We start from the raw sequence: 15,056 nt of genomic DNA, 5'->3' as shown, positions 1-15,056 counted from the left end.
CTGCACAGCGGTCACACCGCCCATGCACACCCATGCACGCCCATGCAGGCCCGTGTAGGCCCCTGCACGGGCGTGGCGCCGCCCAGGTCGATAGAATCTTCGCTTCCTGCCTGCGCCGGGGGGCGATGCCGCCCGCCGCCTGCGCTGCCTGCACAGCCCCATCGAAGATCGCGTCCTCACATGTCTGCCAATCAACCAACGTCCGCCTCGCACAACCAGCTCGATACCAAGGCCCAGGCCTGGTCCGCTCTCTTCGAAGAGCCGATGAGCGATCTGGTCAAGCGCTATACCTCCAGCGTGTTCTTCGACAAGCGCCTGTGGCAGGCCGACATCACGGGCAGCCTGGCGCATGCCGAGATGCTGGCGGCCCAGGGCATCATCGCCGCCGCCGACCATGAAGCCATCCGCAAGGGCATGGCGCAGATCACGCAGGAAATCGAATCCGGCCAGTTCGAGTGGAAGCTCGACCTGGAAGACGTGCACCTGAACATCGAGGCCCGCCTGACCCAGCTGGTGGGCGACGCCGGCAAGCGCCTGCACACGGGCCGCAGCCGCAACGACCAGGTGGCCACTGACGTGCGCCTGTGGCTGCGCGGCGAGATCGACCTCATCGAAGGCCTGCTGGGCGAGCTGCAGCTGTCCCTGGTCGAAGTGGCCGAGAAGAACGTGGACGTGATCCTGCCCGGCTTCACCCACCTGCAGGTGGCCCAGCCCGTGAGCTTTGCCCACCACCTGCTGGCCTATGTGGAAATGTTCAAGCGCGACGCCGAGCGCATGCTGGACCTGCGCCGCCGCGTCAACGTGCTGCCGCTGGGCAGCGCCGCCCTGGCCGGCACCACCTACCCGCTGGACCGCGAGCGCGTGGCCCGCACCCTGGGCATGGAAGGCGTCTGCCAGAACTCGTTGGACGGCGTCAGCGACCGCGACTTCGCCATCGAATTCACCTCCGCCGCCAGCCTGTGCATGGTGCACGTGAGCCGCCTGTCCGAAGAGCTGATCATCTGGATGAGCCAGAACTTCGGCTTCATCCGCATCGCCGACCGCTTCACCACGGGCTCGTCGATCATGCCGCAGAAGAAGAACCCCGACGTGCCCGAACTGGCGCGCGGCAAGACCGGCCGCGTGGTCGGCCACCTGATGGGCCTGATCACCCTGATGAAGGGCCAGCCCCTGGCCTACAACAAGGACAACCAGGAAGACAAGGAGCCGCTGTTCGACACGGTGGACACCCTGAAGGACACGCTGCGCATCTTCGCCGAGATGATCGGCGGCCAGGCCGACCCGGCCACGGGCGGCAAGAAGGGCGGCATCACCGTCAACGCCGAAGCCATGCGCGCCGCCGCGCTCAAGGGCTACGCCACGGCCACCGACCTGGCCGACTACCTGGTCAAGAAGGGCCTGCCCTTCCGCGACGCGCACGAGACCGTGGCCCATGCCGTCAAGCTGGCCTCGCAAAAGGGCGTGGACCTGACCGAGCTGCCGCTGGCCGAACTGCAGGCCTTCAATCCCGGCATCGAGGCCGATGTCTTCGAGGCGCTCAGCCTGGAAGGCTCGCTCAATGCGCGCAACACCCTGGGCGGCACGGCGCCGGCCCAGGTGCGCAAGCAGCTGGCAGGCCACCAGGCGCGCTTGAATGCACGCCTGAACGCGCGCCTGGGCTGATCCCCCCGTTCGCCGGAGCCACGCCATGACATCCTCCCGCCGCCAACTGCTGACGGGGGCGCTGCGCGCCGCCGGCGCAGTGACCGCCGTTGCCGCCTCGTCCGCCCTGGCTCCGCTGGCCTGGGCCCAGCCGGGGCAGGCCATTCGCATCCTCGTGGGCTTTCCGCCGGGCGGCGGCACGGATGCCATCGCACGCCTGCTGGCCGACCGTCTCAAGGACGTGCTGGGCACCACGGTGCTGGTGGACAACCGCCCCGGCGCGGGCGGCCAGATCGCGGCGCAGCAGCTCAAGGCGGCTGCGGCCGATGGCCACACGCTGTTCCTCACGCATGACCACACCATCTCCATCCTGCCCCAGGTGGTGAAGAAGCCGGGCTTCGACCCGGCCCATGACTTCGTTCCCGTGGCCGGCTTTGCCACCTTCGTGAACGCGCTGGCGGTCTCCGCCAGCACGCCTGCGCGCAACCTCGCCGAGTATGTGGAGTGGGTGCGCCAGGGCGCAAAGCGCGGCAGCATCGGCATACCCGCGCCCGCGTCCACGCCGGAATTCCTGGTCAGGCTGCTGGGCGAGCACTACAGGCTGGACCTGGTGGCCGCGCCCTACCGGGGCAGCGCGCCCATGCTGGCCGACATGCTGGGCAACCAGATCCCGGCCGGCATCGCCTCGGTGCAGGACTTCATGGAAAACCACAAGGCCGGCAAGCTGCGCGTGATCGGCGTGCTGGGCACGCGCCGCCAGGCCACCATGCCCGAAGTGCCCACGCTGGCCGAGCAGGGCGTCAAGGGCTTCGAGGACACGCCCTACTACGGCATCTACGCGCCGCGCGGCACGCCCCAGGCCTTCATCGACCGCTTCTCCGCCGCCGTGGCCGCCGTGCTCAAGCAGCCCGATGTGCACGAGCAGCTCACCGCCCTGGGCCTGACCGTGGGCCACATGCCGCCCGCGCAACTGGCCGAGCGCGAGCAGGCCTATACCCAGGTCTGGAAACGCATCATCCAGACCAGCGGCTTCCAGCCGCAGTAAGACAGGCGGACTGCGGGGCGACAGCCTCCGCGACCGGCAGGCGCTGTGAACCGGCAAGCGCTGTGTTTTGGTACGGCCATCGCCGGAGCTGACGGTGCAGTGGGTGGCGCGAATCCTTGTGATCGGACATATATGACGCCCTTGTGCGCCGATGTCTTACAGATGGATACACCGCAGACCCGGTTCCGGGCACCCGCAGCAGGGCCTGCAGCGGATGCGGCCCGGTATCATCCCGCGCAGTGGTTTTCAGCCGCAGCGGATGCGGCCCTGCATTCGGCGCATGCGGGCGGCGGGCATCTGCCTCGTTGCAGCCCTTGCCGCCGAGCCCTGCCGCAGCGCAGGGCTTTTCATTTGCAGCCTGTGCACCGTGCACGGCGCGCGCCGCAGCGCTGAAAGCCTGCTCATTCCAAGAAAACACCGGGCCATCTGAGCCCGACAGAAGGGATTGCCATGGGGGTGCTTCGCACGACAGCGATCAAGGGGTTCCAGAGTCCGCCGGCGCACGGCCGGGCCTGGGGCCGGTGGGGTTTGGGCCTGCTGCTGGGATCGGCGGCGCTGACGGCGCAGGCCGTGGGCGTGCGCCAGTTCAGCCCGCAGGGAGAGGTGGCCAAGGTCGAGCAGGTGGTGGTGCAGTTCGATGGCACGGCCGTGCGCTTTGGCGACCCCAAGGCCGCCGCGCCGGTCACGCTCAGCTGCAGCGATGCGGCGGCCACCCAGGGCACGGGCCGCTGGAACAGCGACCGCGAATGGGTGTTCGACTTCAAGCAGGCCCTGCCGCCCGGCGTGCGCTGCACGGCCCAGCTCGTGGCCGGTTACAAGTCGCCTGCGGGCACGGCCGTGACGGGCGCTGCCAGCTACCAGTTCCAGACCGGCGGCCCTGCCGTGCTGGACATGGCACCCGACACCTATGAACAGATCGACGAGGAGCAGTACTTCGCGCTGCGCCTGTCGGGCCCGGCCACCGTGCAAAGCCTGCAGCAGCACATGTGGTGCACGGCCGAAGGCGTGGGCGAGCGCATTCCCGTGCGCCTGATCGAAGGCAAGGAGCGCGACGAGCTGCTCAAGCACCGCGGCTGGGACAAGGCCGCTGCCAAGAACCCGCTGCAGTACGCCACGCTGGCCTGCAACCGCCGCCTGACGGCGGGCACGACCATGAAGCTGGTCTTCGGCGCCGGCATTGCCACGCCCAACGGCGTGGCCAGCCGCCAGGACAAGCGCTTCGAGTACCGCGTGCGCGAGCCCTTCGTCGCCGAGTTCAGCTGCGAGCGCGAGAACGCCCAGGCCGCCTGCCTGCCGATCCGTCCCATGCGCCTGCGCTTCAATGCCCCCGTGCCGCGCAAGCTGGCCGAGGGCATTCGCCTGAGCAGCGGCGCCTCCAAGGTGGCGCCCGTGATCGACAGCGAATACGGCGAAAAGCTCAGCGAGGATTCGCTGGTGCAGAACCTGAGCTTCCCGGCCACCATGCAGGCCCAGGCGCGCTACACGGTGGAGCTGCCTCCGCAGTTCAAGGACGCGGCAGGCCGCAGCCTGAGCAATGCCGACATGTTCCCGCTGCAGGTGGCCACGGGCGCGCTGCCGCCGCTGGCCAAGTTCGCGGCCTCGCCCTTCGGCATCGTCGAGCGCTATGCCGAAGGCCCGGACGGCCCGGCCCTGCTGCCCGTGACGCTGCGCAATGTGGAGTCCGAGCTGGCCACCAGGTCCCTGGACGCCAGCCGCGTGAGCACCAAGCAGCCCGGCAGCGATGCCGAGATCATCGCCTGGATGCGCCGCGTGGCCGACTACGAGTCCTCCGACATGGACCGCAAGCGCGCCTCGCGCGACATCAAGGGCCCGCTGCCGCCCGTGATCGACAACGAAAACCGCGACTATGTGCAGACGCGCATGCTGTCGCTGCTGGCCGGCCAGGGCGACGTCAAGACGCTGGAGCTGCCCAAGCCCGTCAAGGGCGATCCGCGCCCCTTCGAGGTGGTGGGCATTCCGCTCACGCCGGGCTTTCATGTGGTCGAGATCGCCTCGCCGCTGCTGGGGCAGTCGCTGCTCGATGAGCGCTACGGCTCGGCGCGCAGCATGTATGTGCGCACCTCGGCCCTGGTGACCAACCTGTCCGTGCACTTCAAGCTCGGCCGCGAGAACGCGGCCGCCTGGGTCACCACGCTGGACAAGGGCCAGGCCGTGGCCAATGCCAGGGTCCAGGTCTCCGACTGCAATGGCAAGGTGCTGACCTCGGCCACCACCGATGCCAGCGGCGTGGCCCGCCTGGACGGCCTGTCGCCCGAGCCGCCCCAGTGCACGGGCGGTGTCGGCTACCGCTCGCCGGCCTACTTCGTCAGCGCGCGCGCCCAGGGCAAGGATGGCCAGCAGGAGCTGGCCTTCACCTGGAGCGACTGGCAGCGCGGCATCGAGTCCTGGCGCTTCAACGTGCCCACCAGCCGCAGCGCCCAGCGCGACGAAGTGGCCCACACCATCTTCGACCGCACGCTGCTGCGCGCCGGCGAGACCGTGTCCATGAAGCACCTGATGCGCACCCAGACCGGCATCGGCCAGGGGCAGGGCGGCTTTGCGCTGCCCGAGCAGCGGCCCACGCAACTGGTCATCACCCATGAAGGCAGCGGCCAGCAGTACACGCAGCCGCTGCAGTGGCGTTCCACGGGCACGGGCGGCCTGAGTGCGGAAAACAGCTTCTCCGTGCCCAAGGGCGCCAAGCTCGGCTCGTATTCCGTGGAGCTGCGCGGCGATGGCAACGGCTCGCGCGGGCGCAACAACCGCTTCGGCACGGGCAGTTTCCGTGTCGAGGAATTCCGCCTGCCCGTGCTCGAAGGCCGCGTGGGCCCCGAAGGCAAGCAGGCCCTGGTCGGCGTCTCCAGCCTGCCGGTGCAGGTGCAGGTGAACTACGTCTCCGGCGGCCCGGCCGCCAACCTGCCGGTGCGCGTGTCCGCCCTGGTGCGCTCCACCTGGATGGACCGCAGCGACTGGCAGGGCTTCAGCTTCTCGGCACCGCGAAGCGCCCAGGACACGGGCCAGAGCGATGACGAGGAGGCCACGGCCTCCCAGGACAGCAAGGTGGTGGCCGACAAGCTGCCCGTGACGCTGGACCGTGAAGGACTGGGCAAGCTCAAGATCGAGAACCTGCCCAAGCTGCGCGAGCCGCGCGAGCTGCTGATCGAGGCCACCTATGCCGACCCCAATGGCGAGGTGCAGACCCTGCGCAGCACGCAGATGCTGTGGCCCGCGGCCATCGTGGCCGGCGTGCGTGCCGAAAGCTGGATCACCACGGGCCGCAAGCTGCAGTTCCAGGCGCTGGCGCTGGGCGTGGACGGCAAGCCCCAGGCCGGCGTGCCGGTCAAGGTCGAGGCCATCTCCCGCGTCACCACCAGCAGCCGCAAGCGCCTGGTGGGGGGCTTTTACAGCTATGACAACCAGACCATGCTCCAATCCATGGGCACGGTGTGCACGGGCAACAGCGATGCCCAGGGCATGGTGCAGTGCGAGGCCCAGCTGTCGCAGCCCGGCGAGGTCGAGCTGATCGTCACCGCCTCCGACAAGGACGGCCGGCCCGCCCAGGCCGCCTCCAGCGTCTGGGTCACGCGCCAGGGCGAACTGTGGTTCGGCGGCGAGGACCATGACCGCATGGACGTGCTGCCCGAAAAGCGCAGCTACGAGCCCGGCGAGACAGCGCGCTTTCAGGTGCGCATGCCCTTCCGCTATGCGACGGCCCTGGTCGCAGTGGAGCGCGAAGGCATCGTCAGCACCCAGGTCATGCAGCTCAATGGCCAGAACCCCACCGTGGAGCTGAAGGTCCAGCCCGACTGGGGGCCCAACGTCTACGTGAGCGTGCTGGCCCTGCGCGGGCGGCTGCGCGAGGTGCCCTGGTACAGCTTCTTCACCTGGGGCTTCAAGGCGCCGCGTGAGTGGTGGAACGCCTTCTGGCATGAGGGCAAGGAGTACATCGCGCCCACGGCCCTGGTCGATCTGTCCAAGCCCGCCTACCGCCTGGGCATGGCCGAGATCCGCGTGGGCACCAAGGCCCATCGCATCGACGTCAAGGTCACGGCCGACCAGGCCAGCTACCAGGTGCGCGGCACCGCCAAGGTCACCATCAGCGCCACGCTGCCCGACGGCAAGCCCGCCGCTGGCGCCGAGGTGGCGCTGGCGGTCGTGGACCAGGCCCTGCTGGAGCTCATGCCCAACACCAGCTGGCAGCTGGCCGACGCCATGCTGCGCCGCCGCGAGTGGGGCGTGCAGACCTCGACCGCGCAGATGGAGGTGATCGGCAGGCGCCACTACGGCCGCAAGGCCGTGGCCGCTGGCGGCGGCGGTGGCCGCAGCCAGACGCGCGAGCTGTTCGAGACGCTGCTGCTGTGGAATCCGAGCGTGGTGCTCGATGCCCAGGGCAAGGCCCAGGTCAGCGTGCCGCTCAACGACTCGCTGACCACCTTCCAGGTGGTGGCGGTGGCCGACCATGGCGTGTCGATGTTCGGCACGGGCCAGGCGCCCATCCGCACGGCCCAGGACCTGCAGATCATCAGCGGCCTGCCGCCGCTGGTGCGCGAGGAGGACCAGTTCCGTGCCATGGTCACGCTGCGCAACACCTCGGCCAAGGCCATGAAGGTGCAGGTCACGCCGCGTGCCACGCTGCTGGAGCTGGCAGCGCAGACCGTGGAGATTCCCGCGGGCGAGGCGCGCGAGGTGGCCTGGAACGTCACGGCCCCGGCCCAGCTGGGCCAGACGCGCGCCGAGGCGCTGATCTGGGAGATTGAGGCCCGTGACACCGCAGGCGGTGACAAGCCGGCCAGCGACAGGCTGAAGGTCAGCCAGCGCATCATCCCGGCCGTGCCGCTGACGGTGCAGCAGGGCACGCTGATGCAGGTCGATGGCAGCATCAACCTGCCCGTGCAACTGCCGGCCGATGCACTGTCCGGCCGCGGCGGCCTGCGCATGTCGCTGGCGCCCAAGCTGGCTGAAGGCCTGCCGGGCGTGCGCGACTGGTGGGCGCGCTATCCCTACAGCTGCCTGGAGCAGGTCACCAGCAAGGCCGTGGGCATGAGCGACGCCACGCTGTGGCAGTCCACGATGGGCCAGCTGCCCAGCTACCTGGACGGCGACGGCCTGGCCAGCTACTTTCCGCTGGCAGGCGACGGTTCGGGCCGTGCGGCCCGCGGCAGCGATACGCTGACGGCCCACCTGCTCAACCTCTCGGCACTGGCACAGGGCGTGGACAAGCGCTTCGTGCTGCCGGCTGCCGAGCGCGAGCGCATGGAAAACGGCCTGATCGCCTTCGTCGAAGGCCGTATCCAGCGCAGCTTCTGGAGCCCGCGCAAGGATCTGGACATGCGCAAGCTGGCCGCCATCCAGGCGCTGGCGCTGACGGGCCGCGCCAATCCGCGCATGCTCGACAGCATCACCATCGCGCCCAACGACTGGCCCACGCATGCCGTTATCGACTGGGTGGCCCTGCTCAAGCACATGCGCGAGCTGCCCCAGCGCGAACAGCAGCTGGCCCAGGCCCAGCAGATCCTGCGCGCCCGCCTGAGCTACCAGGGCACGCGCGTGGCGTTCAGCAACGAGCAGGACGACCAGTGGTGGTGGCTGATGCAGGGCCCCGAGGTCAACCTGGCCCGCCTGATGCTGGTCAACATGGACGACCCGACGTGGAAGGAAGAGCTGCCGCGCCTGGCCAACGGCTTCATCTCGCGCCAGAGCAACGGCGCCTGGGGCACAACCACGGCCAACCTGTGGGGCGCGCTGGCACTGCAGCGCTTCTCGCAGCAGTTCGAGGCCACGCCCGTGACGGGCGCCACCCAGGCGGCTTTGGGCGCGTCCCAGGCCCGCGTGGAGTGGAGCCAGGTCACGCGCATGCGCGCCAGCGACACCGAGGGCGCGGCGCACCAGGCGTCCAGCTTCGGCGCGACCACGGTGGTCGGCGGCCTGCGCAACAACACCATGTTCCTGCCCTGGAGCGCGGTGGGTGATGCCCGCAAGGGCCAGTTGACGGTGACCCAGCAGGGCACCGGCAAGCCCTGGCTCACGCTGCAGTCCGTGGCGGCCGTGCAGCTGAAGGCGCCGTTCAGCGCCGGCTACACCGTCACGCGCACGGTCAAGCCCGTGGAGCAGGCCGACAAGAGCCTGCCCGCAGGCCAGTACTCGCGCGGCGACGTGCTGCGCGTCACGCTGGAGGTGCAGGCCCGCACCGACATGACCTGGGTGGCCATCACCGACCCCGTGCCCACGGGCGCCACCATCCTGGGCGGCGGTCTGGGGCGCGACTCGGAGATCGCCTCGGGCGGCGAGCGCGCGGAAGGCGCGGGCTGGCTGGCTTATGAAGAGCGCAGCTTCGAGGCCTACCGCGCCTACTATCAGTACCTGCCCAAGGGCAGCACGCGCGTGGAGTACACCGTGCGGCTGAACAATGCCGGCGACTTCGCGCTGCCGCCCACGCGGGTGGAGGCGCTGTATGCGCCCGAGATGTTCGGCGAGGTTCCCAACGCCCGCATCAAGGTGAGCGACAAGCGCTGATGCAGCGTTGATGGCGCCCTGACAAGGGGGCGGCCCTGCGGCCTATGATGGCTGCAGGACCGCCCCCTTTTTTCATCACCCTCCGCTCCATGGCACAAGTTATCCTCTCTCCGGTTCCCGCGGGCAGCGCCCTGCAGGACCGCCTCAAGACCGCCTATTTCCACGACAGCTACCAGCTGCAATTGCCGGACGACGGCAGCAGCCCCATGGCGCTGTACCTGCGCTGCGTGGGCCGCACGCCGGGCTGGATCGACTTTCTGATGCGCCTGCGCAACCGCGTGGTGGCGCCCTTCGGCATCAAGGACCTGGGCACGCTCAGCGGCGTCGATGCGCAGCGCCAGCCATCGAGCTACCGCGTGGGCGACCGTGCCGGCATCTTCCGTGTCCATGCCCTGAGCGACAGCGAAGTGGTGCTGGGCGACAGCGACCGGCATCTGGACGTGCAGGTCTCCCTCATGAAGCTGCCCCGGCCCGAGGGCCTGTCATCGGCCACCTTCACCGTGGCCATGTCCACCGTGGTCCATGTGCACAATGCCTTGGGCCGTATCTACATGCTGGGCGTGGCGCCGGCCCACCGCGTCATCGCCCCGGCCGTGGTGGCCAAGCTGGCCGGCTGAAAGCTGCGGATGGAGCCGTCGGCTGTCCAGGCCATCAAAATGGCCGTCGTGGGTGCCTCGGGGCTGTCCAAGGACGCCTTGCATATCTACGTGGGCCTGACGGTGGCGCTGGCCGCCTGCGCCGTGCTGCGCAGACCCCTGGGCAGCTGGACGCCCCTCCTGGCGGCCCTGGCGGTGGCCATGACGGGCGAGCTGCTGGACATGCGCGACGATATCGCGAGCCTGGGGTATTGGCGCTGGGGCGCCAGCCTGCACGACATTGCCAATACCGTGTTCTGGCCCGCCGTACTGGCTGCGCTGGCGCGCTGGAGCAGCGTGCTGGGGCGTCGGCCCTGAAGTCAGCAAATCGGAAGCCTTTGGCGTTGGCGTCCGACGCCTGCTTCCACGCCGCCCTTGCATACTTGCGGCCTTTGCCCGGCGGACATCCCCCGAGCAGGGAACGCGGCCCGCCCCACAAGGGCAGGTCCGCCACCATTGCGAATCGGTTCCCGGGCACACCATTGATCACAAGAGAGAGGGTATATGCCAGACACGACCACCGATCCCCGACCGGCGCCACCCGCGCCACCGGATGCACCGCAGGCGGCCACGCCATCGCCTGCCGAGCCTGCTCCGCGCATCACGTTCTCCGGCCCCGTCGTCATTCCTTCCCTGCTGGTGCTGGGCCTGCTGCTGCTGTACTGCGGCCTCATGCCCGACAGCGCCGACCGGCTGTTCTCCAGCGCCCAGGCCTGGGTGGTGGGGCACATGGACTGGTTCTATGCCGTCTCGGTCACGCTGTTCCTGGTCTTTCTGATCTTCGTCGCGTCCAGCCGTTTCGGTGATATCCGCCTGGGTCCCGATGATGCGGAGCCCGAGTTCAGCTTCATCTCCTGGACCGCCATGCTGTTCGCCGCCGGCATGGGCATCGGCCTGATGTACTTCGGCGTGGGCGAGCCGCTGCAGCATTTCCTCAAGCCGCCCACGGCCGTGCCTTCCACGCCGGCTGCCGCGCGCGAGGCGCTGCAGTCCACCTTCTTCCACTGGGGCTTTCATGCCTGGGCCGTCTACGGGACCATGGGCCTGGTGCTGGCGTACTTCGGCTTTCGCTACAACCTGCCGCTGACCATGCGCTCGGGCCTGTACCCGCTGCTGGGCAAGCGCATCAACGGCCCCATCGGCCACAGCGTGGATGCCTTCGCGCTGGTGGGCACCATCGCGGGTATCGCCACCACGCTGGGCTATGGCGCGCTGCAGCTGGCCGCCGGCCTGCATACGGTGACGGGATGGGACACCTCCACGGCGCTGTTCCGCATCTCGGTCATCGTCATCGTGGTCGGCCTGGCCGGGCTGTCGGCCGTCTCGGGCCTGGACAAGGGCGTGCGCCGCCTGAGCGAGTTCAATCTCGTGCTGGCCTTCATCCTGCTGGCCTTCGTCATTGTGGCGGGGCCCACGGTCTTCCTCTTCGAGGCGCTGAGCGAGAACATCGGCAACTACCTGTCTGGCCTGGTCCAGCTGTCGTTCCGCACCTTCGCCTACGAGCCGCCCAGCCAGGAAGGCTGGTTCGGCGGCTGGACCATCCTCTACTGGGCCTGGTGGATCTCCTGGTCGCCCTTCGTGGGCATGTTCATCGCGCGCATCTCGCGCGGGCGCACCATCCGCCAGTTCGTGACCGGCGTGCTGCTGGTGCCCACGGCCTTCAACCTGCTGTGGATGACGGCCTTCGGCAACAGCGCCATCTGGATAGACACCCACGTGGCCATGGGCGCGTTGGGGCAGACGGCCTCGAACGTGGATGCGCTGCTGTTCCGCTTCTTCGAGTACCTGCCCTGGTTCAAGCCCGTGGCCTGGCTCACCATCGTGCTGATCGCGGTGTTCTTCGTCACCTCGGCGGACTCCGGGGCCTTCGTGGTGGACAACATCGCCTCGCGCGGCCATGCGCGTTCGCCGGTCTGGCAGCGGCTGTTCTGGGCTGCCGTGCTGGGCGTGACGGCCATGGTGCTGATGCTGGCCGGCGGCCTCAAGGCGCTGCAGGCCATGACCCTGGTGGCGGCCCTGCCCGTGGCCGTCATCATGCTGGCCCTGTGCTACGGGTTGTGGCGCGGGCTGCAGGCCGACCGCGCGCACTTCTCGCCTGACCTGGCCCCGGCCACCAGCTTCTGGAGCGGCCAGCACTGGCGCAAGCGCCTGGAGCAGATCGTGCACCAGCCCTCGCGCGCCGATGTGCGCAGGTTCCTGGCCGGCGTGGTGCTGCCCGCCATGAACGAGGTGGCCGCCGAGATGCAAAGGCGCGGCGTGCAGGCCGTGGTCACCGAGGACCTGGATGGCGAGGGCGCCGTGCGCCTGACCGTGCCCGATCCCTCGCTGCGCGACTTCGTCTACGGCGTGCGCGCCACGCGCCGCACGGTGCCCACCTTCCTGGTGAGCGAGGCGGCCAGCGAGCAGGAGCGGCGCCATGTCTACGAGCCCATCACGTTCTTCGAGGACGGTCGCCTGGGCCACGACATCCAGTACCTGCGCAGCGAGGAAGTCATCGCCGACATCCTGCGCCACTACGAGCGCTACCTGTCGCTGAGCGCCGACCAGCGCACGCATCTGCTGAACCGGGCTCCGGGCCACAGCTGAACCGTGCTGCGCAGTGCCGCCGTCGCGGCACCCCGGGCCTTTGGGTAAACACCGGGGTGCCAGCCGGCGGCCGCCTGCGGATACTGGGCGCTGCCATGCAGCTCGAATACTCTACCCATTCGCAGGAGCCACGCCATCGTTTCGACTACTGGCACGAGGTGGTCTGCCGCCACTGCATCCCGGCCGACAGCCACCGCGCGGAGGGGGACGCCGCAGGTCCCGGCGGCTTCGGGGCCACGCTGTCCGTGCGGTCCCTGGGACTGCTGGAGATCAGTGCCATGTCGGCACCCAGCCACCGCTGGGTGCGCAACGCAGCCCACCTGCGCCTGCATGCCCGCGACGAGCTGTGGCTGGGCTATCTGCTCCAGGGCCAGGCCGAGGTGCGCCAGGGCGGGCAAGTGGCCCGGCTGAGCGCGGGCAATCTGGTGCTTTATGACGCTGCGCAGCCTTTCGAATTCTCGGTGGCGCCCCGCGATATCCTGCTGATGCGCATTCCGCGCAGCGAATTGTTGAATCGCTTTGCCCGTGCACCCTCGCACGCGGGCCGGGCGCTGCATGGCCATGCCCCGGCCGTGGCGCCGCTGCGGGCCATGCTCGGCGAGGCCATCGCCATGCCGCCTGCGCCGCACGGTGATGCCTTGGCGCAGCGCTTCGGCATGGCGCTGCTCGATGTGCTGGCCCTGGCGCTGGAGATGCAGGAAATGGCCGTGCAGCCCCGCTCGGAAAGGGACCTGCACGGCCGCATCCAGGCGTTCATCCAGGACAACCTGGGCTCGCCCGAGCTGTCGCTGCAATGGCTGGCGCAGCAGCACAACGTCTCGCCGCGTACCGTGACGCGGGCCTTTGCGCGGCGCAACCAGACGCCCATGGGCCTGGTATGGCAGCTGCGGTTGCAGGCCAGCCGCCAGGCCCTGATGCAGGGGCGCTGCTCTAGCGTGACCGAGGCGGCCTTCGCGCATGGGTTCTCCGATGCGGCGCACTTCAGCCGAGCCTTTCGCAAGGCTTTCGGCTGCACGCCCCGCAGCCTGCTGGCCGCCTGAGCAAGGTCGCTGACCCTCACGAACAAGCGTCGGTGCCGCTGGCTCCCTAGCATGGGCCTGCCGTGCGTCCCGTGCGGCTTTTCCAGTGCAACAACGGTGGCGCCCCGGAGCCGGGCGCCGGGAGACATGCCATGAACGACAGCGAACTGCACCATCTCGAACTGCTGGAGGTGGGGCGCGAGATCCAGTCCCGCCGCATTTCCTCGGAAGAGGTGACCCGCCACATGCTGGCGCGCATCGAGGCCGTGGACGCGCGGCTGCACAGCTACGTGACGGTGATGGCGCAGCAGGCGCTGGAGGACGCCCGCCGCGCCGACGCGGAGATCGCGCAGGGCCGCCGCCGCGGTGCGCTGCACGGCGTGCCGCTGGCGCTCAAGGACCTGCTGTGGACCCGGGGCGTCCCCACCACGCATGGAATGACGCTGCACCGCGACCATCGCCCCACGGAAGATGCCACCGTGGTGCGCAGGCTGCGCGAGGCCGGCGCCGTCATCCTGGGCAAGCTGCAGCAGACCGAAGGCGCCTTCGCCGACCACCATCCCGAGATCACTGCCCCCGTCAACCCCTGGGGAGCCCAGCTGTGGCCCGGGGCCTCGTCCAGCGGCTCGGGCGTGGCCACGGCGGCGGGGCTGTGCTTCGGATCGCTGGGCACGGACACCGGGGGCTCCATCCGCTTTCCATCGGCCGCCAACGGCATCACGGGGCTCAAGCCCACCTGGGGCAGGGTGAGCCGCCACGGCGCCTTCGAATTGGCCGCGTCCCTGGACCACATAGGCCCGATGGCGCGCAGTGCCGCCGATGCCGCAGCCATGCTCGCGGCCATCGCCGGGGCGGACCCGCTGGACCCTACGGCCAGCCAGTGCAGCGTGCCCGACTATCTGGCCATGATGACGCGCGGATTCTCCGGCCTGCGCCTGGGCATGGACCGGCAATGGGCACTGGACGGCGTGGATGCCCCCTCCCGCCAGGCGGTGGAGCAGGCCCTGGCGGTGGCGCAGCGCCTGGGGGCCAGCGTGCAGGAAGTCCGCTTTCCCGATGCCACCGAGGCGGTGGAGGACTGGCCGGCGCTGTGCGCGGTGGAGACCGCCGTGGCGCACGGCGCCACTTTCCCTGCACGGCGCGAGGCCTATGGCCCCGGGCTCGCCGGGCTGATCGACCTGGGGCTGGGCCTGTCCGCCACCGACTACCAGCGGCTGCTGCTGCGCCGCGCGGACTTCACGGGCCAGGTACGCGCACTCTTCGCGCAGGTGGACCTGCTGCTGGTCCCCGCCACGGCCTTTGCGGCCCCCACGCTGCAGCGCATGGCGCATTTCGGCTCCGATGCCGAGCTGTTCTCGGGCATGCTGCGCTACACCTGCCCGTTCGACCTGACGGGCAGCCCCACGATCACGCTGCCCGGCGGACGCACTCCCGAGGGCGCGCCCGTGGCCTTCCAGTTCGTGGCCCCCGACTTCCGCGAAGACCTGCTGGTGCGCGCGGGCTGGGCGTTCCAGCAGGCCACGGACTGGCACAGACGGCACCCTGCTGCCTGAGCTGCCTGAGCTGCCTGAGCTGCCTGAGCTGCCTGAGCTGCGCGGGGCGCCAGTCCGGTGGCGC

8 protein-coding genes are annotated in these 15,056 nt (G+C 69.6%); all 8 read left to right on the top strand.

The genetic code is table 11. The features are described 5' to 3' along the window. Positions 1–180 precede the first annotated feature (180 nt). The 8 genes from argH to ACF8O7_RS11270 all read left to right on the top strand — a co-directional run bounded on the left by argH (position 181) and on the right by ACF8O7_RS11270 (position 14,992). The gene (gene argH, locus ACF8O7_RS11305) at positions 181–1,662 is read left to right on the top strand and encodes an argininosuccinate lyase (protein WP_016445811.1); all 1,482 of its coding nucleotides are present in this window, start codon (positions 181–183) and stop codon (positions 1,660–1,662) included. A 25-nt stretch (positions 1,663–1,687) separates the two neighbouring features. Then, positions 1,688–2,686, top strand: coding sequence for a Bug family tripartite tricarboxylate transporter substrate binding protein (locus ACF8O7_RS11300; protein ID WP_310041406.1), 999 nt, complete (start codon positions 1,688–1,690; stop codon positions 2,684–2,686). Positions 2,687–3,136: 450 nt separating this feature from the next. After that, a complete protein-coding gene (locus ACF8O7_RS11295; protein WP_392443379.1) occupies positions 3,137–9,199 on the top strand; it encodes an alpha-2-macroglobulin in 6,063 nt (2,020 codons plus the stop codon). Positions 9,200–9,288: 89 nt separating this feature from the next. After that, entirely contained in the window at positions 9,289–9,816 is a 528-nt protein-coding gene (locus tag ACF8O7_RS11290) for a DUF2867 domain-containing protein (RefSeq protein WP_392443377.1), read from the top strand. 39 nt (positions 9,817–9,855) lie between these two features. Then, on the top strand, positions 9,856–10,152 hold the full coding sequence (locus ACF8O7_RS11285; protein ID WP_084027320.1) for a hypothetical protein: 297 nt from the start codon (positions 9,856–9,858) through the stop codon (positions 10,150–10,152). 186 nt (positions 10,153–10,338) lie between these two features. Beyond that, positions 10,339–12,420: a BCCT family transporter gene (locus ACF8O7_RS11280; RefSeq protein WP_238001983.1), complete on the top strand. Its 2,082-nt coding sequence runs from the start codon at positions 10,339–10,341 to the stop codon at positions 12,418–12,420. A 95-nt stretch (positions 12,421–12,515) separates the two neighbouring features. Beyond that, on the top strand, positions 12,516–13,460 hold the full coding sequence (locus ACF8O7_RS11275; RefSeq protein ID WP_392443375.1) for a helix-turn-helix domain-containing protein: 945 nt from the start codon (positions 12,516–12,518) through the stop codon (positions 13,458–13,460). Positions 13,461–13,591: 131 nt separating this feature from the next. Next, positions 13,592–14,992 (top strand): amidase, encoded by a 1,401-nt coding sequence (locus tag ACF8O7_RS11270; protein ID WP_392443373.1) that lies wholly within the window; start codon positions 13,592–13,594, stop codon positions 14,990–14,992. Positions 14,993–15,056: the final 64 nt, after the last annotated feature.

This window comes from Delftia sp. WSY_16 (assembly GCF_043104415.1).
GTDB classification, from domain to species: Bacteria; Pseudomonadota; Gammaproteobacteria; order Burkholderiales; family Burkholderiaceae_C; genus Comamonas; species Comamonas tsuruhatensis.
Note: the sequence above shows the minus strand (reverse complement) of the source record. Positions and strands in the feature narration are given on the sequence as shown.